Below are 20981 nucleotides of genomic sequence, written 5' to 3' on the forward strand. Positions count from 1 at the left end.
GGTCGGTCAGGTCGGACAGGTGTCAGCGCTCGATGGTGACCGACTCGATGACGACCGGCTCCTGCGGGCGGTCCATCGCACCGGTGGGGGTCGTGGCGATCGCGTCGACGACGTCGCGGCTGGCCTGGTCGGCGACCTCGCCGAAGATGGTGTGCTTGCGGTTGAGCCACGGGGTCGCGCCGACGGTGATGAAGAACTGCGAGCCGTTGGTGCCGGGGCCGGCGTTGGCCATCGCGAGCAGGTAGGGCTTGTCGAAGACGAGCTCGGGGTGGATCTCGTCCTTGAAGGTGTAGCCCGGGCCGCCGGTGCCGGTGCCCAGCGGGCAGCCGCCCTGGATCATGAAGCCGTCGATGACACGGTGGAAGCCGAGGCCGTCGTAGTACTTCTCGCCCGACCGGCCCGCGTCGTCGCGGTAGTCCTTGGTGCCCTCGGCGAGGCCGACGAAGTTGTCGACGGTCTCGGGCGCGTGGTGGGGGAACAGGTCGATGACGATGTCGCCCCGGTTGGTCTTCAGGGTCGCCTTCAGGTCGGCCATGGGATGTGCCTCTCGAGTGATGTCTGTGTGCGACCCGATCCTGCCACGCGCCGCCCACACCCTGACGGGGCTGGTCGCGTCAGGTGGGCCGTGGTGAGATGGGGACACACTGACTGAGGAGGTCACGCATGCCTTTCGGCCGCAAGAAGTCCCTGATGGACCGGGCCCACGACTACGTCGAGCAGGTCACGGAGACCGTCACCGACACCGTCATCCCCCAGCTGGAGTCTGCGTGGGAGCAGGCCGTCGACAAGGCCGGACCCGCCATCTCCGACGCTCGCGAGAAGGCGCAGCCCCTGATCGAGGAGGGCCGTACGCGCGCCGCCGGAGCGGCCACCGCCGGTGCCGCGGTGGCGGCCGCCAAGTCGGCCGAGGCCCGGGAGAAGGCCGCCCCGCTGCTGGCGGAGGTTCGTGCCAACGCCGCCGAGAAGGCGGCCGTCGCGGCCGCACTCGCCTCCGAGCGTGCCGCTGAGGGGCGCGACCTCGCGGCGGCCAAGGTCAACGAGCTGCGCGGCGTCGAGCCCGAGCCCAAGGGCGGCAAGCTCAAGAAGTTCCTGCTCGTGACCGGCCTGCTCGCCGTCGGCGGCTTCGTGTTCAGCAAGCTCAAGGGCAAGCAGGACGCGGAGGCCAACTGGCAGTCGACCTACGTGCCCCCGGCGCCCCCGAAGCCGTCCACGCCCACGACGTCCACCACCCCGCCGCCGACGCCCGCCTCGCCGGCGACCACCTCCGCGGCCCCCGGCGGCGATCCGCTCACCGACCCGCTGCCCGACGAGGTCACCGCGGACGACGTGGTGACCGTCGACCCGCCGGCCTCCGACGACACCGGCGGCGGCGAGCCGGGCGAGGCGATCAGCGACTCGGTCGAGGAGGCGCACGAGGCCACCACGCCCGATGCGCCGGCCGACGTCATCGACATCGACGACGTGCCGAAGAAGAACTAGCTCCGACAGGCCGTACGCCGCACCGGGCGGTGTCCCACCCACGATCCGCGCGACGCGGAGGTGGGTGGGGCACCGCCCGAGTCGTGTCCGGGGTCTCAGGCGGGGCGGTTCTCCTCGACCCACGCGTCGATCCGCTCCCACCACCCGTAGAGCCAGTCGATGCGCTCGTCGCGGTCGGCGGGGATCTCGTCGCGCGCGACCCGCCACCAGCGCATGGTGATCTGCTTGTCCATCGGCAGCTCGCGCCAGAGGTCGCCGACGGTGAGCAGGTGGTCGAGCCCGGTGTGGGCCACCATCAGCACGTCGGCGTCGGGGGCGGCCTCGAGCGCTGCCAGTACGCCGCCCGGCCGCGGCGCGAGCACGTGCACCATCTCCTCGGCGCGCACCGCCATCCGGTCCAGGCCGAGCTTGTGGAGCCGGGCGATGGCCCGGTCACGGCGCTGCGGGGTGAAGTTGCCACCCTCGGGGAAGATCACGAAGGCGTCGTTGGCGTCGAGGCCGGTCGCCAGGGACGCGATCTGCGACTCGAGGTCCTCGCCCGCCGCCGGGTTCGGCGAGATGAACCGCGCCGGGACGCGGTTGAGGATCACGTCGATGGCGGGATCCCAGGCGAGGGTGTTCTTCAGGACCACGCGCGGCTCGCGGTGGTACCAGTGCAGCAGGGCGTACATCAGCATGAACGAGTCGCCCGGGCCGGCGTGGCGGCACATCACGATCACCGGGCCGTCCGCCACCCGCGACGGGTGGGGGCCGTCGGTGCGGATGCGCAGGGCCAGCACCCGCCGGGCCTCGCGGACGAAGACGATGAGCGTGCCCTGCACGAGGTCGTAGTGGATGCCGGCGAAGTACGGCGACCGGATCCGCCAGCCGAAGCCGCTCGCCAGCCACAGCCCGAGCAGGACCGCGAGCAGCAGGGTCTCCAGGGTGGCGTAGAGCAGCACCAGCCACAGCACGCGCAGCGCCCGCCAGCGGCCCGGCAGCACGGGCGCCAGCGCCGCCGCCACCAGCAGCCAGCCCGGGAGGGTCACCCACATCAGCGCCGTCAGCGCGACCACGGCCGGTGCGACGACCAGCCGGCGGAACGCCCACACGACGGGGTGGCTCATGGTCGGCCCAGGTGCTCGTCGAGGTAGGCCCGGGAGGAGGCGTACGTCGCGTCGATGCGGGCCTGCACGCGAGAGAAGTCCCGGTGGGCACGCAGCGAGTCGTCGCGCGGCGACGTGCCGGCGGCCGGGAGCACGTGGGCCTCGACGTCGGCCGGGATCGACGCCATCTCCCGCATGAAGCGGTGCCGTCGCGCGACCTCGAAGCTCACCCGGGCGACCTGCCACGGGCGCGTCGGCGCCTTCAGCGGCCGGTCGATGCGACCGACCTGGAGCACGAAGACGCGCGTCGCGCCGAGCTCGACCGCACGTCCGACCGGGATCGAGTTGACCAGGCCGCCGTCGAGGAAGTGCTCGCCGTCGACCTCGGCGGGCGGGAGGAGGCCTGGCACCGCGGCGCTGGCCAGCACCGCCGGGACGATCGGACCGCTGGTGAACCAGTGCTCCGCGGCCCGCTCGATGCTCGCGGCGCAGACCTCGAGGCGCACCGGGAGGTCCTCGAACCGGGTCTCGCCGAACTCCTCCTCCAGCCGGGTGCGCAGCGGCTGGGAGGAGTAGATGTGGGTGCCGGTCGACACCGCGCGCCGGACCGTACGCAGGGGGCGGTCGCCGTAGACGTCGCGGCTCTCGGCCGTCGCGGTCCACAGCTCGGTGAGCCGCTCCACGACCCCGAGGTCGGGCTGGCGCGCCACCATCGCGCCGTTGAGCGCGCCGACGCTGGTGCCGAGGACCAGGTCCGGGACGAGGTCGCGCTCGAGCAGCGCACGCAGCATGCCGACCTCGACGGCGCCGAGGACACCGCCGCCGCCGAGGACGAACGCGGTGACCATGGCGTCGACTCTAGGGGGCGGAGCCTCGGGGGCGGCTCAGGCGAGCTGGGGGTGCTCGGCCCGTACGCGCCGGGTCGCGCGACGCTCGGCCCAGAACGACAGCAGCGGGATCGTTCCGCACACCAGCGTCACCAGCGTGAACGGCAGGTCCCAGCCGGCACGACGCGAGAGCAGGAACGCGCTGAACAGGAAGATCATGTAGAGCCAGCCGTGCGCGACGCCGAGATAGGTCGTGATCAGCTCGCCCACGTGCTGGGCGTCGGAGCCGGTGGCGAACCAGGTCGGCGTGCTGTCGAAGACGCCCCACATCGGGGATCCGTCGAAGTTGGCCAGCGGGACGCCGACCAGGCAGAGCACCACGAGCAGGACGCCGACGATCGCGGCCATCACGCGGTAGGCGGTGAGGTTGCGGGACACGGCGCCCAAGGTATCCGGCGCCGCCTACCCGGCCGCCGGGGAGGGCAGCTGCGGCGCGGTGGCGTCGCGCCGCCAGCGCCACCAGATGAAGGCGGCGAAGGCACCGAAGACCCACCACTCCACCGCGTAGAGCAGGTTGCGGATCCCGGTCGTGCGGCTCGGGGTCGGCAGCGCCTCGAGCTCGGCCTCCTGCAGGCCCGGCGCGGGCTCCTGGCTGATCAGGTAGGCGGAGTAGAGGTCGACGTCCACGCGCTGCACGGCGTCGGCGACGCGGATCTCGGGGAAGACGTCGTCGGTGGGGTCGTCGTCGGTGACCAGGGTGCCCTCGGGCGCCTGGAGCCAGCCGGTGACGTCGGCGGCGCCGCTCACGGCGAGGAGGTCGGCGTCGGGCTGCGGCGCCCACCCGCGTACGACGAGGACGGCCGCGTCACCGGTCTGCAGCGGCGCGACCGCCCAGTAGCCCGGCTCGTCCCCGCGGTCGCGGTCGGAGACCCAGAAGCCACCGTCCAGCCACTCGCCGGCGACCTCGACGGGGCGGCCGAGGTCGGGGGCGGGGAACGGGTCGTCGTTGCCCATCACGTCGCCGAGCGGCACGGGGGCGATCCCGGTGAGGTCGCGCGCCTCGGCCTCGCGCGAGGCCTGCCACGCGTCGTACTGCCACTTCCCGAGCATCCCCGCGATGCCGACCAGCACGAGCGCCAGGGCCGCCGCGCCGAGGTCGGTCAGCAGGCCGGGTCGGCGGGGCGCGGTCACGGGCTCGATTGTCCCAGCCCGGCGGTGACCGGCCTGCGGTGGCCGTACGGACGTGGGCGTGCGCGTGACCCGCGCCATGTGCGCGCCGGGCAGGCAGCCCTCACGCGGAGGCGACGGCGAGCTTGACCGCGAACCCGACGAACACCGCGCCGACCGCCGACGTCGCGCCCGCCGACAGCGCCTTGCGCCTGCGGAAGGCGGCCGCGAGGTGGGTGCCGCCGAAGATCAGGAGGCTGAGGTACGCCGCGCTGGCGAGGGTCGCCAGCGTGCCGAGCACCAGGAAGGACAGCACCGGGTGGGCGTACGCCGGGTCCACGAACTGCACGAAGAACGCGACGAAGAACAGGATCGCCTTGGGGTTGAGCAGGCTGATCACCAGCGCGCGGCGGTACGGCCGCTCGCCGCGTGCCTGCGGTTCGACGCCGGCCTCGACGGCGGCGTCGGCGAGCTGGTCGGCGACCGGGACGCGCGAGCGCCACATCCCCCAGGCAGCCCGGAGCATGCCGATCGCGAGCCAGAGCAGGTACGACGCGCCGGCCCACTTCACGGCGGCGAACGCCGCGGGATTGGCCTGGAGCAGCGACGCCACGCCGGCCGCGGACAGCGTCATGAGCACCGCGTCCCCCGTCCACACGCCCGCCGCCCCGGCGTACCCGCTGCGGACCCCGCGGCGCGCGGCGACGGAGAGGACGTAGAGCGAGTTCGGGCCCGGCAGCAGGATGATCAGGACCAGGCCGACGAGGTAGGTCGGGAGGTCGGTGATGCCCAGCATGGGACCAGTGTGGGGCCGGCCAGGGGGCACCGCGTGCCGATTTCGAGGGGTGGGCCCGACGTCACAGCCGGGGCTCCGCGGCAAGGAGCCGGCCCGCACCGGCCCACCTGCGATGTGAGACGGCGAGCAGGTCGTTCGCCGGGAGTGGCGTGGGATGTGTGCCGGACCTCGCCCGGATGCGCGAAGATCGTGCATGCGGCGACGGGACGACCACCCCATCCGCACAATGTCCTGTAGGGCCGCACTCACATGGGAGAAGACATGACGAGCTTTGACCAGCAGTCGGGCGAGAGCACCACCTCGCCGACAGACCACGACGGGGCCACGCCCGGACGCGACGGCGGTGACGGGTCCGCTTCGACCAACCCGTCACGCATGCTGGAGGTCGCCGCACGCACCGCGGACGAGCTCGTCGCCAACGCGAGGACGGAGGCCGAGTCGCTGGTGGCGTCGGCACAGGCCGCTGCCCAGCAGATCGGGGAGGCCAGCCGCGACGAGGCGGCGACGATGGCGGCCGAGCTGTCCCGCACCAGGGCGGAGCAGGTCGCGGAGCTCGAGAGCGAGCGCGCAGCGGCCCTCGGTCAGCTGGCCGACGAGAAGGCGAACCTCGAGGCCGAGATCGCCACGCTCCGCGAGATGGAGGCCGACCAGCGCAGCCACATGAGACGCCTCCTCAGCGAGCAGCTCTCGCAGCTCGACGCAGCACCCCCTGGCTCGCCCACCGACGACCACGAGTGACGCCGGGGCGGCGGGTCATCCCCGCCGCTCGTCGTCGTCCGTGTCCGGCGCCGCCTCCGCACGCTCGCGGTACTGCTCGGTGCTGAGGTAGTGCTTCAGCGCCGCCGCGACCTCGTCGGTGCGGCTGCCGGGGTGTCGCTGCGCAGACCCGACGGCGTCACGAGCCTCGCGGGCCGCCGCGGCCTTCTCGATCCTGTCGCCGTTGTTCACCGGTGCCACCTCCCTGGAGAGCTCCTCGACCACGCGCGTGCGTGACCACGACCTGGTCCTGCTACCAGCCTCTGCGTACGCAGGCGATCGCGCCAGTGCCGAAGGGCCCGGTCCACAGGTCCTTCGGCGGTTCGCGTGGGCGGCGGGAGGTCTCGCCGCCCTGTCGTCACGACACGGCGGTCGGAGCGGTGGTGGAGCCTAGGGGACTCGAACCCCTAACCCCCTGCTTGCAAAGCAGGTGCGCTACCAATTGCGCCAAGGCCCCGTGAGCGCCGAACGCTCGGTGGAGGAGAGCGTCAGGCCTTCTCGACGGTGTCGGTGGCCTCGGCCCAGAGGGCCTGCTCGTTCTTGCCCTCGTCCAGCTTCTTCTTCGCGAGCACAGCGCCGGCTGCGGCGAGGACGACCAGCAGGAGCTTCTTCATGGACTCTCCTCGGTGGCGGGGCGAAGGGTGGGACGAAGATGTGGAGTGGGCCTAACAGGACTTGAACCTGTGACCTCTTCCTTATCAGGGAAGCGCTCTAACCGTCTGAGCTATAGGCCCGCACTCGCCGCAAGCGGCGACGCCGAAGATTACCTGACCGCGGTCAGGCGGTGCCAATCGGGGATCGACTCACTTCTCGTCCTCGGCGAGGGTCACCTCGATGCCGCCGAGCAGGGCGGCCGCGAGGTTGTAGAGGAACGCCGTCAGCGTGGCGATCGCCGTGATCAGGATGACGTCGAGCACGGAGACCAGGAGCGTGAAGCCGAGCACCCGGGACATCCCGACGTAGTCGGTGACGTCGAAGGTCGAGTTGCCGCTGTCACCCTCGACGATGCTCGCAACCGCGGAGTTGATCGAGTCCCACACACCGGCGGCACCGAGGACCGACCAGACCATGAAGATCGCGACGAAGGTGACGACACCGAAGGCGACCGAGAGCAGGAACGACGTCTTCATCACCGACCACGGGTCGATGCGGGTCAGCCGCAGGCGGGCCCGGCGCGGCTGCCGGCCCGGCACTCGGCGGGCGCGGCTGCCCCTCGCCTCGCGGGGTCCGGCGTTCGCCCGGTGCTCCTCGGCGGCGCTGGAGAAGGTGTCCTGCAGCCGGTCGGTCAGGGACCGCTTGGCGGGCTCGTCCCCGGACGTACGTCGGGGAGTCGCGGTGCGTTCCGACATGGATCACTCACTCCTCGGTGGTGTCGGCAGGGGCGTCCTGACCGTCGATTGTTGCACCGTCGGCCACAACGGGCGATTCCTCGTCCTCCTCGGTCGCCTCCACCGAGCGAGCCACGACGGCGACGGTGTCGCCCTTCTTGGGCGTCACGAACTTCACGCCCTGGCTGTCGCGACCGGTGGCCCGGAAGTTGGCGTCGATGGGGCTGCGTACGACCTGGCCGCCGCTGGTGATCGACAGGACCGCGTCGCCCTCCTCCACGATGAACGCGCCGACCAGGCCGCCGCGGTCCTCGTTGCTGAGCCTGACGGCACGGATGCCGACGCCGCCGCGGTTGGTGATGCGGTAGTCGGTGATCCGCGTGCGCTTGGCGTAGCCGCCGTCAGTGATCGTGAAGACGTACTGCTCCTTCACGTCCGGCAGGTCGCCGGGCGCGATGTCCGCCGGCGCCTCGCCGTCCTCGACGAGACGTGCCTCGGCGGCCTCCTCAGCCGCGACCTGCGCGGCCCGGATCACCGAGAGGGAGAGCACGGAGTCCTCGTCGTGCTTGAACTTCATGCCCCGTACGCCGCCGGTGGCGCGGCCCATCGGGCGCAGCTGGTCGTCGCTGGCCTGGAAGCGGATCGCCTGGCCCTTGCGGGACACCAGCAGGATGTCGTCGTCGCCGTTGACCAGCTCGGCGCCGATCAGCTCGTCGTCCTCCTCGCGGAAGTTGATCGCGATGACGCCGGCCTGGCGCGGGCTGTTGTAGTCGCCCAGCTTGGTCTTCTTCACCAGGCCGTTGCGGGTGGCGAGCACCAGGTAGGGGGCCTGCTCGTAGTCGCGGATCGCCAGCACCTGCGCGATGTCCTCGTCGGGCTGGAAGCTCAGCAGGCCGGCGACGTGGCCGCCCTTCGCGTCGCGCGCCGCCTCGGGCAGGTTGTAGGCCTTGGTGCGGTAGACGCGACCGGCCGTGGTGAAGAACAGCAGCCAGTGGTGGTTGGTGGTCGCGATGAAGTGCTGGACGACGTCGTCGCCGCGCAGCGTGGCACCACGTACGCCCTTGCCGCCGCGCTTCTGCAGGCGGTACTGGTCGGCGCGGGTGCGCTTGGCGTAGCCGCCGCGGGTGATGGAGACGACCAGGTCCTCGTCGGGGATCAGGTCCTCCATCGAGAGGTCGCCGTCGGCGGCGATGATCTGCGAGCGCCGGTCGTTGCCGTACTTGTCGACGATCTCGGTGAGCTCGTCGGAGACGATCTGCCGCTGGCGGGCCTCGTTGGCGAGGATGTCCTCGAGGTCGGCGATCACGCGCTCGAGCTCGGCGAGGCGGTCCATGATCTTCTGGCGCTCGAGGGCGGCGAGGCGACGCAGCTGCATCTCGAGGATCGCGTTGGCCTGGACCTCGTCGATGTCCAGGAGGTCGATGAGGCCGGTGCGGGCCTCCTCGACGTCGGGGCTGCGGCGGATCAGCGCGATGACCTCGTCCAGGGCGTCGAGCGCCTTGGCGAGCCCGCGGTAGATGTGGGCCTGGCGCTCGGCCTCCGCGAGGCGGAAGCGCGTACGCCGCTGGATGACCTCGATCTGGTGGGTCACCCAGTGGGAGATGAACTGGTCGATCGGCAGCGTGCGCGGCACGCCGTCGACCAGCGCCAGCATGTTGGCGGAGAAGTTGGTCTGGAGCTCGGTGTGCTTGAACAGGTTGTTGAGCACGACCCGGGCGACGGCGTCGCGCTTGAGGATGATGACCAGCCGCTGGCCGGTGCGCGAGCTGGTGTCGTCGCGGACGTCGGAGATGCCCTGGATCTTGCCGGAGTCGGCGAGCTCGGCGATCTTCAGCGCGAGGTTGTCCGGGTTGACCATGTAGGGGAGCTCGCTGATGACCAGCATGACGCGGCCCTTGGCGTCCTCGTCGATCTCCACGACCGCGCGCTGGGTGATCGAGCCGCGCCCGGTGCGGTAGGCCTGCTCGATGCCCTGGCGCCCCACGATGAGCGCGCCGTTGGGGAAGTCGGGGCCCTTGATGCGCTCGACGAGCGCGTCCTGCAGCTCCTCCTTGGTGGCGTCGGGGTGCTCGAGCGCCCACACGGCGCCCTCGGCGACCTCGCGCAGGTTGTGCGGCGGGATGCTGGTCGCCATGCCGACCGCGATGCCGGCCGAGCCGTTGACCAGGAGGTTGGGGAACCGCGAGGGGAGGATGGTCGGCTCCTGCGAGCGACCGTCGTAGTTGGGGCGGAAGTCGACGGTGTCCTCGTCGATGTCGCGCACCATCTCCATCGCCAGCGGCGCCATGCGGCACTCGGTGTACCGCATGGCGGCGGCGGAGTCGTTGCCCGGCGAGCCGAAGTTGCCCTGGCCGTTGATCAGCGGTGCGCGCAGCACCCACGGCTGCGCGAGGCGGACCATGGTGTCGTAGATCGCGGTGTCGCCGTGGGGGTGGTACTGGCCCATCACGTCGCCGACGACGCGCGAGCACTTCGAGAAGCCGCGGTCGGGTCGGTAGCCGCCGTCGTACATCGCGTAGAGGATGCGGCGGTGCACCGGCTTGAGCCCGTCGCGTACGTCGGGCAGCGCGCGCCCGACGATCACGGTCATCGCGTAGTCGATGTAGGACTGCTGCATCAGCGTCTGGAGCTCGATCGGCTGGATGCGGTCGTCGCCGAACCCGAAGCCGCCTGCTCCGGTGCCGGTGGGGGTCTCAGTCATCTCTGTCCTTCTCCTGCGTTCTATCGATGTCTAGGGCTGGTCGTAGATCCGGCTAGCGACCTAGATATCGAGGAAGCGGACGTCCTTGGCGTTGCGCTGGATGAACGAGCGGCGCTGCTCGACGTCCTCGCCCATGAGGATCGAGAAGATCTCGTCGGCCTGGGCGGCGTCCTCGAGCGTGACCTGCTTCATCAGGCGGGCGTCGGGGTCCATCGTGGTCTCCCACAGCTCGTCGGCGTTCATCTCGCCGAGACCCTTGTAGCGCTGGACCGGGTTCTCCTTGGGGAGCTTCTTGCCCTGCGCCTGGCCGTCGGCGAGCAGCGCGTCGCGCTCGGCGTCGGAGTAGACGAACTCGTGCTCGGCGGGCTTGTTCCAGCGCAGGCGGTAGAGCGGGGGCTGGGCCATGTAGACGTAGCCGTGCTCGATCAGCGGCTTCATGAAGCGGAACAGCAGCGTGAGCAGCAGGGTGTTGATGTGGTGGCCGTCGACGTCGGCGTCGGCCATCATCACGACCTTGTGGTAGCGCAGCTTCTCGAGGTTGAACTCCTCGTGGATGCCGGTGCCGAGCGCGGAGATGATCGCCTGGACCTCGGAGTTGGCGAGCACCTTGTCGATGCGGGCCTTCTCGACGTTGAGGATCTTGCCGCGGATCGGGAGGATCGCCTGGATGCGCGGGTCGCGGCCCTGGCGGGCCGAGCCGCCGGCCGAGTCGCCCTCGACGATGAAGACCTCGCACTCGGCGGGGTTGGTCGACTGGCAGTCGCTGAGCTTGCCGGGCAGTCCGCCGCCGCCGAGCAGCCCCTTGCGGTTGCGGGCGAGCTCGCGGGCCTTGCGTGCTGCGATGCGGGCGCTCGCCGCGGCCTGCGACTTGCGGACGATCTCGCGACCCTCGGCGGGGTTCTGCTCGAGCCACGCGCCGAGCTGGTCGTTCATGATCCGCTGGGTGAAGCCCTTGGCCTCGGTGTTGCCGAGCTTGGTCTTGGTCTGGCCCTCGAACTGCGGCTCGCCGAGCTTGATCGAGATGATCGCGGTCAGGCCCTCGCGGATGTCGTCGCCCGAGACGCGGTCCTCCTTCTTCTTGATCAGGCCCCACTCCTCGCCCCAGTTGTTGACCAGGGAGGTCAGCGCGGCGCGGAAGCCCTCCTCGTGGGTGCCGCCCTCGTGGGTGTTGATGTTGTTGGCGAAGGTGTGGACCGACTCGGTGTAGGAGGTGTTCCACTGCATCGCGACCTCGAGGCTCATGTGCTGCCCCGCGGCTCCCTCGGCGGTCTCGGCCTCGAAGGAGATGACGCTCGGGTTGGCCGCGGTCTTGCGACGGTTGAGGTGCTCGACGTAGTCGACGAGGCCGCGGTCGTACTTGAAGACCTGCTCGAGGCCGCCGGTCTCGGCGCGCTTGATCGCGTCGTGGCCGGCGTTGTCGACCTCGTTCTCGATGGTGTCGTCCTGGACGGCGTCGACGCGCGCCTCGGCGTCGGGGCGCTCGTCGCGCACGATGAACTCGACGCCCTTGTTGAGGAAGGCCATCTCGCGCAGCCGGGAGGTGATGGTCTCGAGGTTGTAGTTGGTGTGCTCGAAGATCTCCTCCGAGGCGTACCAGGTGACGGTGGTGCCGGTCTGCTCGCCGTCCTCCATCGGGCGGACCTGCTCGAGGTCGGCGTCGGGCACGCCGAGCTGGAAGGTCTGGCGCCACAGGTGGCCCCGGTTCTTCACCTCGGCGACGAGCCGGGTGGACAGCGCGTTGACCACGGACACGCCGACGCCGTGGAGGCCGCCGGAGACCTTGTAGCCGCCGCCGCCGAACTTGCCGCCGGCGTGGAGCATGGTCAGCGCCATCGTGAGCGCGGGCATGTCCTGGCCGGGGGCGGTGTCGGTGGGGATGCCGCGGCCGTTGTCCTCGACGCGCACGCCGCCGTCGGCCTGGAGGGTGAGCACGATCCGGGTCGCGTAGCCGGCGAGGGCCTCGTCGACGCCGTTGTCCACGATCTCCCAGATCAGGTGGTGCAGGCCTCGCTCGCCGGTGGAGCCGATGTACATGCCGGGGCGCTTGCGGACCGCCTCGAGGCCCTCGAGTACCTGGATCGCGGAGGCGTCGTACTCGACGCTGCCGTCGACGGCGGTGGTGGAGCGCTTCTCCTCGACGGCCTCGACCGCCTCCTCGACGGCAGCGGCGAGCGCCTCGGCGCGCTCGCTCTCGCTGGGCGATCCGTCGGAGGGAGGGGAGGGCTGTGGAGTGGGGTCAGAATCGGGGGTGGTGGCCGGGATGGACTCGTGATTCTGTTCGCTCAAGGCACAGCCTTCTGCTCATCGCCGCGGAACTCGTCCGAGGGCGTTCGACATGAGTCGAGTCGCTGCGGTTGCGCCTGCAACACGACGTGCGACTCGTACGCTCATATTACCTGTCAGGAGCCCTGAACCGAAGCGCACACCCCGGACTGGGGATGGATCAGCGCGAAAAAGTGCCCCCAGCGGCCCCGTGGGAGCCGTTCAGCCGCTCGAACAGGGGGGTCGGTGGGGCCCCATGTGGTCGTACGGCTCCCAGATCGGCAGAACGAGGCTCTCGCGCGATCACCCGTAGGTGTCGCGCGGGCCGCGCCCGTCACGGCTCGAGAACCGGCCCTTCGTCCAGCTCGGCAGGTGCGGCCCGAGCACCTCGATCACGGTGACGGTGCCGTGGCCGAGCTCCTCGTTGAGCCGGCGCACGATGCTCGGCGCGAGCAGCTTGAGCTGCGTGGCCCAGGCCGTGGAGTCCGTGCGGACGACGAGCCGTCCCTCGTCGAACGACTCCGGCGTGCAGTGGTCCGCCACCTCCGACCCGACGAGCTCGGCCCACCGGCCGAAGACCCCCTGCACCCGGAGGTCGACCTCCCAGCCATGGTTGGCGATCAGCCGGCCCATCGCCTGCTCGAGCAGCTGGGGGTCGCGGTCGTCGGGTCGCGCCCCGGACGCCTTGGGCATGGTCCGTCGTCGGAAGGAGGACGTACGCCGCCGCGCGGGTGCCGCGCCCGGGTTGGCCGCCGCGGCGCGCGCGGCCGCCCGCGCGAGGTCGAGGCCGTCGGGCCGGTGCGCCTCGACGACAGGCTTCTCCGGGGCGGGCTCGGCGCCCGAGGCCTCGGCCGCGTCGTTTCCCGGCGCCTCACCCGTCACGGGTCACCGTCCCGTCCGCGACGAGGAAGCGCACGCCCTGGAGCGAGGCGGGCACGTCCGCGGCCACGGCGGCCGTGACGAGGACCTGCTCGGCGCCCGCCACGAGCTGGGCGAGCTGGTTGCGGCGCTCGGAGTCGAGCTCGGCGAAGACGTCGTCGAGCACGAGGATCGGGTCGTCGCCGTCGGCTCGCAACAGGTCGTACGACGCCAGGCGCAGCGCCAGCGCGAACGACCACGACTCGCCGTGGGAGGCGTACCCCTTGACCGGCAGCCGCAGCTGCGGGTCGCCAAGGGTGAGCAGCAGCTCGTCGCGGTGCGGGCCGACGAGGGAGATCCCGCGGTCGAGCTCCTCCTTGCGACGCGAGGCGATCGCGTCGAGGAGCGCTGTCTGGAGGGGGGCCTTGGTTTCGACACGGGCTCGTTCCTCGCCCTGCTCAACCAGCGGCGTGTCAGTCGCTGGTTGAGCAGGTTGCGCAGCAACCGTGTCGAAACCGAGACCAGACAGGTCGATGCTGGCCTTGTACTCGAGGTCGGCGTCGTCACGGCTCGCGCCGCGGGCCACCGCCTCGTAGGCCTTGCCCAGGTAGGGCCGCAGGTCCTCGACGAGCTGCAGCCGCGCACCCAGGATCTCCGCGCCGACCCTGGCGAGGTTGTCGTCCCAGATCTCCAGCGTCGCCATCGCCGCGTCCCGGGAGGAGCCGCGTGCGAGTCCGGCCGTCTTGAGCAGGCTGTTGCGCTGCTTGAGGATCCGGTCGTAGTCCGACCGCACGCCCGCGAGGCGCGGCGTACGGAGCATGAGCAGGTCGTCGAGGAACTTCCTGCGGTCGGACGGGTCGCCCTTGACCAGGGTGAGGTCGTCGGGCGCGAAGACCACCGTCCGCACCAGGCCGATGATCTCGCGCGGCCGGGGGAGGGGGGAGCGGTTGATCCGGGCCCGGTTGGCGCGTCCGGGGTTGAGCTCGACCTCCAGGAGCGCCGTACGTCCCTCCTTGACCACCGACGCGCGCACGATCGCCTGGTCGGCGCCCGCGCGCACCAGCGGCGCATCGGTCGCGACCCGGTGCGAGGACAGTCGGGAGAGGTAGTCGATCGCCTCGACGAGGTTGGTCTTGCCCTGCCCGTTGCGGCCGATGAAGGCCGTCGCCCCCGGCTCCAGGGCGACGTCGATGTCGCCGTAGGAACGGAAGTCGTGGAGGCTCAGGTGGGCGACGTGCAACGGGTCAGGCCTAGCTCTCCCCGGTCTCCCGGTCGCTGCCGGCGCCGGCCTTCTGCGCGGACTCGGACTGCTCGGCACCGGTGGCGCCCTCGGCGTCGCCGCCCTTGGGCGCGGAGGAGCGCACGGCGTGGCCGCCGAACTGGTTGCGCATCGCGGCGATCGCCTTCATCGTCGGGGCGTCGTCCTGGCGGGACACGAAGCGGGCGTAGAGCGCGGCGGTGATCGCAGGGGTGGCCACAGCGTTCTCGATGCCGGCCTCGACGGTCCAGCGACCCTCGCCGGAGTCCTCGGCGTAGCCGGCGACCTGGCTGAGCCCGGGGTCCTCGTCGAGGGCGTTGACCATCAGGTCGAGCAGCCACGAGCGGATGACGGTGCCCTCGCGCCACGAACGGAAGACCTCGGTCACGTTGTCGGTGAGCTCGGCCTTCTCCAGCAGCTCCCAGCCCTCGGCGTACGCCTGCATGATCGCGTACTCGATGCCGTTGTGGACCATCTTGGAGAAGTGCCCGGCGCCGACCTTGCCGGCGTGCACGGACCCGAACTCGCCCTCGGGCTTGAGGGCGTCGAAGGCCGGCTGCACCTTGGCGATGTCGTCGGCGTCGCCGCCGTACATCAGGGCGTAGCCGTTCTCGAGGCCCCACACGCCTCCGGAGACGCCGCAGTCGACGTAGCCGATGCCCTTGCCGGCGAGCAGCTCGGCGTTGGCGAGGTCGTCGGTCCAGCGCGAGTTGCCACCGTCGACCACCACGTCGCCCTCGCCCAGGAGGTCGGCGAGCTCGGCGACGGTGGCCCGTGTCGGGTCGCCGGCAGGCACCATGACCCAGACGACCTTGGGGCTGGGCAGTGCCTCGACGAGTGCGGCGAGCGAGTCGACGTCGCTGACGTCGGGGTTGCGGTCGTAGCCCACGACCGTGAGTCCCGCGCGACGCATGCGCTCGCGCATGTTGCCGCCCATCTTGCCGAGCCCGATGAGTCCGATGTCCATGTCGGTGAGCCTAGTCCCCACCCCTCGGAGGTCGACCTACGAGAGCAGGCGCCGGGGCATCAGCAGGTAGCGGAACGAGCTGGCGTCGTCGTCCGCGGCGTCGGTGCCCGAGATGACCACGGGCTTGGTCGCCTGGGTGAAGGCGAGGTCGACGAACTCCCCGTCGATGGCCGTGAGGCCGTCGAGGAGGAACTGCGGGTTGAAGCCGGTCGTCAGGTCGTCGCCGTCGATCTCGGCGTCCACGGCCTCGGTCGCCATCGCCTCGTCGCCGGACCCGGCGTCGAGCACGATCTGGTTGTCGCCGAACTTCATCTGCACGGCCGTGTTGCGCTCGGCGACGAGCGCGACGCGCTTGACGGTCTCGATGAGCTCGGCCTTGTTGACCTTCGCCACCGTGAGGTGCTCGGCCGGGAAGAGCGAGCGGACCTTCGGGAACTCGCCGTCGAGCAGGCGGGTCGTCGTGCGGCGTACGCCGCCGAGGCCGGTGCCCTCGAACCCGATGAGGCCCTCGCCGGTGCCGCTGGTGCTCAGCGCGATGGTGATCTCGGCCCCGGACGTGAGCGACTTGGCGGTGTCGCCGAGCACCTTGGCGGGCACCAGGGCGGCCACGGACACGTCGGGGGACTGCGGGTTCCAGGTCAGCTCGCGGTGCGAGAGCCGGAAGCGGTCGGTGGCGAGCAGCGCCATCGTGGACCCGTCGATCTCGATCCGTACGCCCGTGAGGACCGGCAGCATGTCGTCGCGGCCCGCGGCGGTGACCGCCTGGGCGACGGCGTGCGCGAAGTCGGCGCTGGAGACCGTCCCGGTGGCGGACGGCATCTCGGGCAGCGTCGGATAGTCCGAGACAGGCATGGTCTGGAGGCTGAAGCGCGCGGACCCGCAGGTGAGCGAGACGCGCGGGCCCTCGAGGGTGAGCTCCACCGGCTTGGCCGGCAGGCTGCGGCAGATGTCGGCGAGCAGGCGGCCACTGACCAGGGCCCGGCCCTCGTCGTTGACCTCGGCGGAGAGGGTGGCGCGCGCCGAGGTCTCGTAGTCGAAGGTGGAGAGCACCAGACCGGCGTCGCTCGCCTCGATCAGCAGGCCGGCCAGGACCGGGGAGCTGGGACGGACGGGCAGGCTGCGGGCAGCCCAGGCAACGGCATCGGCGAAGACGTCGCGTTCGACGCGGAACTTCACAAGGGTCTCCTCGAGGAGAGGTGGGGCGAGCAACGGGCAGGCAGACGGGAACCACACACGTGCGCGTGGGAAGTGCATCCTGCCACGCGCCGGCGAGGCTTCGGCAGGGTTCTCCCCAGAGGGAGGTCGGTCAGGCGTTGGTGGGTTGTCGGACCAGTCTTGAGGTTCACAGTCGTCGTAGGGTCCGTGGAAACTGTGGATGACGGGCGTTCGTGCATGTCAGGGCCCGAAATGGTTGTGGATGAGGGTTGTGGAGGCAGTCGGACGCCCAGGCGTTCGGTGTGGACGCAGCGCGAGCACGTGTGGTTCGTCCCGAGGTGTCCACAGGGGCTGGGGACGAAGCGCCGGACGGAACCACATGTTCTCCACACCCGGCGGCGGCCCCGGTCGGCGAGCGGTAACGGGTCGGTGGAGACGGTCCCGCCCGCACCGGTGGGGGCGGGAGTGCACGTACGGGGCAGTTACCGGAGGTGCAGGCGCGGGCGAGGCGGACGGCGCGCGAGGCGCGTCAGGCCTGGCGGGCCTGCATCTTGACGCGGTTGGTGAGCTCGCTGACCTGGTTGAAGACCGCGCGGCGCTCGGCGAGGAGCTGGCGGATCTTGCGGTCGGCGTACATCACGGTGGTGTGGTCGCGGCCGCCGAACTCGCGACCGATCTGCGGCAGTGACATCGAGGTCAGCTCGCGGCAGAGGTACATGCCGATCTGGCGAGCCATCACCAGGTGCCGTCCCCGTGAGGGGCCGGTGAGGTCCTCGAGCGAGACGCCGAAGTAGGCGGCGGTCTGGGCGATGATCAGCGCGTGGGTGATCTCGGGCTCGCCGCCCTCGGGGATCAGGTCCTTGAGGACGATCTCGGCCAGGGTCATGTCGACCTCCTGGCGGTTGAGGTTGGCGAAGGCCGTGACCCGGATCAGCGCGCCCTCGAGCTCGCGGATGTTGGTCTGGATCTTGGAGGCGATGAACTCCAGCACGTCCGGCGGCGCCGTGAGCCGGTCCATCGCGGCCTTCTTGCGGAGGATGGCGATGCGGGTCTCGAGGTCCGGCGGCTGGACGTCGGTGATCAGGCCCCACTCGAACCGGTTGCGCAGGCGGTCCTCGAGCGCCTCGAGGCGCTTGGGCGCGCGGTCGGAGGTGAGGACGATCTGCTTGTTGGCGTTGTGGAGGGTGTTGAACGTGTGGAAGAACTCCTCCTGCGTCTGGGTCTTGCCCTCGAGGAACTGGATGTCGTCGATGAGCAGGACGTCGACGTCGCGGTAGCGCCGCTTGAACCGGTCCTGGCGGTCGTCGCGGATCGCGTTGATGAACTCGTTGGTGAACTCCTCGCTGGAGACGTAGCGCACCTTGGCGTTGCTGTAGAGGCTGCGCACGTAGTGGCCGATCGCGTGGAGCAGGTGCGTCTTGCCCAGGCCGGACTCGCCGTAGACGAGGAGCGGGTTGTACGCCTTGCCGGGCGCCTCGGCCACGGCCACGGCCGCCGCGTGCGGGAACCGGTTGGACGAGCCGATGACGAAGGTCTCGAAGGTGTACTTGGGGTTGAGCCGGGTCTCCAGCGCGGAGGGGCGACGCTCGCCGGTGGTCGGCGTGGGGTCGAGGTGGTCCATCTGCTCCGGGACCGACGCCTCGTAGGGCTGGTGGTCATTTGTCGACATGGAGACAGATCGATCTGTCGATTCGTCGACCGGGATGGGCTCGGCGTCCTCCAGGGCGGGGTTGACCGTGACGAGCATGCGGATCTCGCGGCCGAACCCCTCGCTGAGCGCGTCCTCGATGTGGTTGCGCAGCCGGCCCTCGAGCTGGTTGCGGGTGAAGTCGTTGGGGACGGCGATGATCGCGGTGTTCTCGTGGAGCGTCATCGGGACGCTGGGCCGCAGCCACGCCCGCTGGTTGGGCTGGAGGTCCGCGACGATCTGCTGCCACGCCGTTCCGAGATCTACCTGCTGGTCGTCCACCGGACCGCCTTCGCTTCCACCAATGTCGTCGTGCTCAGCCGTGCCTGTCGCACCTCGCCGGGCACGTCGATCCGTGCCCGTCCCGGTCTGTCGGGTGTGTTCTGCGCGACCCTGACCGGTTGTGCTTCCACAGAGTTGTCCACAAGCTGTGCACTGTTTGTCCCGACCGGGGTGGCCGAGCTCTCCGCGCTGCGCCGGTAAGCGATCCTTCCAGCGTTTCCGCAGGTCAGAGGCCTGTTCGGAGGCCGTGTGACCCGGATCACACCGAGTCGTGCACCCCGGGAGGACCGTGGTCCGACGCGACCGCGGAGAAGTTGAACGTAACAACCGGGCCGCGTACGGAGCAAGACGTCATCCACAGGCTGGCCCCAGGGGTGGGCTCGAGGGTTTGACCCCCACTTTCTCCTCCGCGTACCGTTGGCCGGTCGCTCCCTGTCGACGGGTGCCGCATGTCCACGATCCGCCACACGGCGGCCGCGTGGGTGGGCGGTGCCGGCCGAAGTTCCTGAGCTTTGGGCCTGAACCTGGGCCAGCATCGATCCTCGCTCGGAGTGGACATCCCTCGAAACCTTCGGAGAAATGCCGTGAGCAAGCGTACGTACCAGCCGAACAACCGTCGCCGTCACAAGGTGCACGGCTTCCGCCTCCGCATGCGGACCCGTGCCGGGCGCGCGATCCTGTCGAGCCGTCGCCGCAAGGGCCGCAAGAGCCTGGCCGTCTGAGGCCCAGGGCTCACGGCAACCCGCCGTGCTCTCCGCTGACCATCGCCTCACCGACAGTGACGGCTTCCGCCGCACGGTCCGCAACGGGCGACGCGCCGGGTGCTCGACGCTCGTCGTCCACATGTGGGTGGACCAGGCTTCGGCCCCGGGTCCGGCACAGGTGGGCTTCACGGTGGGCAAGTCCGTGGGGAATGCCGTCACACGCAACCGCGTGAAGAGGCGACTTCGGCACCTGACCCGGGAGCACCTCCCCGCACTGGAGGAGCTCCCGGGTCGTGCTGCACTCGTGGTGCGGGCACTGCCGGCCGCGGCCGACGCGTCGTACGCCCGGCTCGGCGCCGACCTGGCGCGTACGCTCGATCGGGTGAGCGCGTCGTGAAGTACCTCCTCATCGGCTTCATCCGCGCGTGGCGCTTCGCCATCAGCCCGCTCTACGGCCAGGTCTGCCGCTACCACCCGAGCTGCTCGGCGTACGCCCTCGAAGCCGTCACCGTGCACGGCTCGCTGCGCGGCACCTGGCTCGGCGCACGCCGCCTCGTCCGCTGCCACCCGTGGTCCGACGGCGGGTACGACCCGGTCCCGCCCCGTGATCAACCCCGCGTTCCCCCCCACGCCACAGGCGTGGGCTCCACCACCCCGAGCCAGGGAGCTTGAGTGATCGACTTCTTCACCTCCATCGGCAGCGCCATCATGACGCCGCTCTACTACGCGATCTCCTTCGTGCTGGTGGGCTTCCACAACGTCTTCGGGGACCTGTTCGGGCCCACGTCCGGTCTTGCCTGGGTGCTGTCGATCATCGGGCTCACGCTCGTGGTCCGCGCTGCGCTCATCCCGCTCTTCGTCAAGCAGATCAAGTCCAGCCGCAACATGCAGCTCATCCAGCCCAAGGTGCGTGAGCTGCAGAAGAAGTACGGTCACGACCGTGAGCGGCTCGCCCAGGAGACGATGAAGCTCTACAAGGACTCGGGGACCAACCCGTTCTCCTCGTGCCTGCCGATCCTGCTGCAGATGCCGATCTTCCTCGCGCTGTTCCGCATCCTCGACCAGGCCGCCCGCAACCCGCAGAAGAAGCGCGGCCTGATGACTCCGGAGCTGAACGAGCAGCTCCGCTCCGCGGTGTTCGCCGGCGGCAGGATCTCGGACACGTTCCTCAACGCCGACGGCGTCGAGGTCCGGGTCCTCGCCGCGGTGCTCGTGCTCGCGATGACGGCGACCACCTTCCTCACCCAGCGCCAGCTGATGAGCAAGAACATGCCGCCCGACGCCCTGTCCGGTCCGTACGCGCAGCAGCAGAAGATGCTGCTCTACGTGCTCCCCGTCGTCTTCGCCGTGGGTGGCATCGCCTTCCCTGTCGGCGTCCTCTTCTACTGGACGACGTCGAACCTGTGGACGATGGGCCAGCAGTTCTACGTGATCCGCAACAACCCGGCGCCCGGCACTCCCGCAGCGGACGCCAAGGAGGAGCGCGACCGCGCCAAGGCAGCGCGCAAGGGGATCAAGACCCCGGCGCAGCTCGAGGAGGAGCGGCTCGCGGCCGAGGCGGAGGCGCGACGCGCAGAGAAGTCCCAGACGCGTCAGCAGCCGCAGCGCCAGACCAAGGCCCAGCGCAGCAAGAAGAAGCGCTGACCCAGACATCCGCGATCGTCGCCCC

Annotated in this window: 22 protein-coding genes and 2 tRNA genes; 6 read left to right on the forward strand and 18 right to left on the reverse strand. The window is 70.6% G+C overall.

The window, feature by feature from the left end:
* Nucleotides 1-22: 22 nt before the first annotated feature.
* Nucleotides 23-535, reverse strand: coding sequence for a peptidylprolyl isomerase (locus IEZ24_RS17215; protein ID WP_129455856.1), 513 nt, complete (start codon nt 533-535; stop codon nt 23-25).
* A 128-nt stretch (nt 536-663) separates the two neighbouring features.
* On the opposite strand from IEZ24_RS17215, the gene IEZ24_RS17220 reads away from it, so the two are divergent.
* Nucleotides 664-1479 carry a hypothetical protein gene (locus IEZ24_RS17220; protein WP_129455857.1) on the forward strand — a complete coding sequence of 272 codons (816 nt, stop codon included), beginning with the start codon at nt 664-666 and terminating at the stop codon, nt 1477-1479.
* Between the two features lie 95 nt (nt 1480-1574).
* Here IEZ24_RS17220 and IEZ24_RS17225 read toward each other — a convergent pair whose 3' ends face one another.
* The 5 genes from IEZ24_RS17225 to leuE form a co-directional block, all read right to left on the reverse strand.
* Complete coding sequence (locus IEZ24_RS17225) at nt 1575-2585, reverse strand: lysophospholipid acyltransferase family protein (RefSeq protein WP_129455858.1); 1011 nt, start codon at nt 2583-2585, stop codon at nt 1575-1577.
* A complete protein-coding gene (locus IEZ24_RS17230; protein WP_129455859.1) occupies nt 2582-3412 on the reverse strand; it encodes a patatin-like phospholipase family protein in 831 nt (276 codons plus the stop codon). The genes IEZ24_RS17225 and IEZ24_RS17230 overlap by 4 nt, the downstream gene beginning before the upstream one ends.
* Nucleotides 3413-3448: 36 nt before the next feature.
* Nucleotides 3449-3829 (reverse strand): DUF3817 domain-containing protein, encoded by a 381-nt coding sequence (locus IEZ24_RS17235; RefSeq protein WP_129455860.1) that lies wholly within the window; start codon nt 3827-3829, stop codon nt 3449-3451.
* Nucleotides 3830-3853: 24 nt separating this feature from the next.
* Nucleotides 3854-4582, reverse strand: coding sequence for an SURF1 family protein (locus IEZ24_RS17240; protein WP_165356123.1), 729 nt, complete (start codon nt 4580-4582; stop codon nt 3854-3856).
* A gap of 100 nt (nt 4583-4682) precedes the next feature.
* A complete protein-coding gene (gene leuE / locus IEZ24_RS17245; RefSeq protein ID WP_129455862.1) occupies nt 4683-5354 on the reverse strand; it encodes a leucine efflux protein LeuE in 672 nt (223 codons plus the stop codon).
* Nucleotides 5355-5615: 261 nt separating this feature from the next.
* On the opposite strand from leuE, the gene IEZ24_RS17250 reads away from it, so the two are divergent.
* Nucleotides 5616-6092, forward strand: a complete 477-nt coding sequence (locus IEZ24_RS17250; RefSeq protein WP_129455863.1) for a hypothetical protein — start codon at nt 5616-5618, stop codon at nt 6090-6092.
* A gap of 15 nt (nt 6093-6107) precedes the next feature.
* On the opposite strand, the gene IEZ24_RS17255 is transcribed toward IEZ24_RS17250, so the two are convergent.
* The 12 genes from IEZ24_RS17255 to dnaA all read right to left on the reverse strand — a co-directional run bounded on the left by IEZ24_RS17255 (nt 6108) and on the right by dnaA (nt 18632).
* Nucleotides 6108-6302 carry a hypothetical protein gene (locus IEZ24_RS17255; RefSeq protein WP_129455864.1) on the reverse strand — a complete coding sequence of 65 codons (195 nt, stop codon included), beginning with the start codon at nt 6300-6302 and terminating at the stop codon, nt 6108-6110.
* Between the two features lie 189 nt (nt 6303-6491).
* Nucleotides 6492-6567, reverse strand: a tRNA-Ala gene (locus tag IEZ24_RS17260).
* Nucleotides 6568-6598: 31 nt separating this feature from the next.
* Nucleotides 6599-6724, reverse strand: coding sequence for a DLW-39 family protein (locus IEZ24_RS21800; RefSeq protein WP_210428882.1), 126 nt, complete (start codon nt 6722-6724; stop codon nt 6599-6601).
* A 46-nt stretch (nt 6725-6770) separates the two neighbouring features.
* Nucleotides 6771-6844 (reverse strand) — tRNA-Ile (locus tag IEZ24_RS17265).
* A gap of 69 nt (nt 6845-6913) precedes the next feature.
* Nucleotides 6914-7459, reverse strand: a complete 546-nt coding sequence (locus tag IEZ24_RS17270; protein ID WP_129455865.1) for a DUF3566 domain-containing protein — start codon at nt 7457-7459, stop codon at nt 6914-6916.
* Between the two features lie 7 nt (nt 7460-7466).
* Nucleotides 7467-10139, reverse strand: a complete 2673-nt coding sequence (gyrA, locus tag IEZ24_RS17275; protein ID WP_129455866.1) for a DNA gyrase subunit A — start codon at nt 10137-10139, stop codon at nt 7467-7469.
* 60 nt (nt 10140-10199) lie between these two features.
* Complete coding sequence (gene gyrB, locus IEZ24_RS17280) at nt 10200-12401, reverse strand: DNA topoisomerase (ATP-hydrolyzing) subunit B (protein ID WP_129455908.1); 2202 nt, start codon at nt 12399-12401, stop codon at nt 10200-10202.
* A 303-nt stretch (nt 12402-12704) separates the two neighbouring features.
* Nucleotides 12705-13283, reverse strand: coding sequence for a DUF721 domain-containing protein (locus IEZ24_RS17285; protein WP_129455867.1), 579 nt, complete (start codon nt 13281-13283; stop codon nt 12705-12707).
* The gene (gene recF, locus IEZ24_RS17290; RefSeq protein WP_129455868.1) at nt 13273-14499 is read right to left on the reverse strand and encodes a DNA replication/repair protein RecF; all 1227 of its coding nucleotides are present in this window, start codon (nt 14497-14499) and stop codon (nt 13273-13275) included. The genes IEZ24_RS17285 and recF overlap by 11 nt, the downstream gene beginning before the upstream one ends.
* A gap of 10 nt (nt 14500-14509) precedes the next feature.
* Nucleotides 14510-15505 carry a phosphogluconate dehydrogenase (NAD(+)-dependent, decarboxylating) gene (gene gnd, locus IEZ24_RS17295; RefSeq protein WP_275938089.1) on the reverse strand — a complete coding sequence of 332 codons (996 nt, stop codon included), beginning with the start codon at nt 15503-15505 and terminating at the stop codon, nt 14510-14512.
* A 15-nt stretch (nt 15506-15520) separates the two neighbouring features.
* Complete coding sequence (gene dnaN, locus IEZ24_RS17300; protein ID WP_129455870.1) at nt 15521-16660, reverse strand: DNA polymerase III subunit beta; 1140 nt, start codon at nt 16658-16660, stop codon at nt 15521-15523.
* Nucleotides 16661-17168: 508 nt separating this feature from the next.
* Complete coding sequence (dnaA, locus tag IEZ24_RS17305; RefSeq protein WP_129455909.1) at nt 17169-18632, reverse strand: chromosomal replication initiator protein DnaA; 1464 nt, start codon at nt 18630-18632, stop codon at nt 17169-17171.
* 560 nt (nt 18633-19192) lie between these two features.
* Here dnaA and rpmH point away from each other — a divergent pair.
* Genes rpmH through yidC form a run of 4 tightly spaced genes read left to right on the forward strand, consistent with a single transcriptional unit; the run spans nt 19193 to nt 20956 of the window.
* Nucleotides 19193-19330: a 50S ribosomal protein L34 gene (rpmH, locus tag IEZ24_RS17310; RefSeq protein ID WP_011758123.1), complete on the forward strand. Its 138-nt coding sequence runs from the start codon at nt 19193-19195 to the stop codon at nt 19328-19330.
* 25 nt (nt 19331-19355) lie between these two features.
* Nucleotides 19356-19709 (forward strand): ribonuclease P protein component, encoded by a 354-nt coding sequence (gene rnpA, locus IEZ24_RS17315; RefSeq protein WP_129455871.1) that lies wholly within the window; start codon nt 19356-19358, stop codon nt 19707-19709.
* Complete coding sequence (gene yidD / locus IEZ24_RS17320; protein ID WP_129455872.1) at nt 19706-19984, forward strand: membrane protein insertion efficiency factor YidD; 279 nt, start codon at nt 19706-19708, stop codon at nt 19982-19984. The genes rnpA and yidD overlap by 4 nt, the downstream gene beginning before the upstream one ends.
* Entirely contained in the window at nt 19985-20956 is a 972-nt protein-coding gene (gene yidC, locus IEZ24_RS17325) for a membrane protein insertase YidC (RefSeq protein ID WP_129455873.1), read from the forward strand.
* Nucleotides 20957-20981: the final 25 nt, after the last annotated feature.

The sequence above is a fragment of the Nocardioides ganghwensis genome, assembly GCF_014779655.1.
GTDB lineage: Bacteria > Actinomycetota > Actinomycetes > Propionibacteriales > Nocardioidaceae > Nocardioides > Nocardioides ganghwensis.

Bases quoted from the DNA above. Each gene is read 5' to 3' on its own strand.
- IEZ24_RS17230 (WP_129455859.1), bottom strand. From the start codon at position 3,412: ATGGTCACCGCGTTCGTCCTCGGCGGCGGCGGTGTCCTCGGCGCCGTC.
- IEZ24_RS17225 (WP_129455858.1), bottom strand. From the start codon at position 2,585: ATGAGCCACCCCGTCGTGTGGGCGTTCCGCCGGCTGGTCGTCGCACCG.
- leuE (WP_129455862.1), bottom strand. From the start codon at position 5,354: ATGCTGGGCATCACCGACCTCCCGACCTACCTCGTCGGCCTGGTCCTG.
- IEZ24_RS17215 (WP_129455856.1), bottom strand. From the start codon at position 535: ATGGCCGACCTGAAGGCGACCCTGAAGACCAACCGGGGCGACATCGTC.
- IEZ24_RS17220 (WP_129455857.1), top strand. From the start codon at position 664: ATGCCTTTCGGCCGCAAGAAGTCCCTGATGGACCGGGCCCACGACTAC.
- gyrA (WP_129455866.1), bottom strand. From the start codon at position 10,139: ATGACTGAGACCCCCACCGGCACCGGAGCAGGCGGCTTCGGGTTCGGC.
- IEZ24_RS21800 (WP_210428882.1), bottom strand. From the start codon at position 6,724: ATGAAGAAGCTCCTGCTGGTCGTCCTCGCCGCAGCCGGCGCTGTGCTC.
- IEZ24_RS17270 (WP_129455865.1), bottom strand. From the start codon at position 7,459: ATGTCGGAACGCACCGCGACTCCCCGACGTACGTCCGGGGACGAGCCC.
- IEZ24_RS17250 (WP_129455863.1), top strand. From the start codon at position 5,616: ATGACGAGCTTTGACCAGCAGTCGGGCGAGAGCACCACCTCGCCGACA.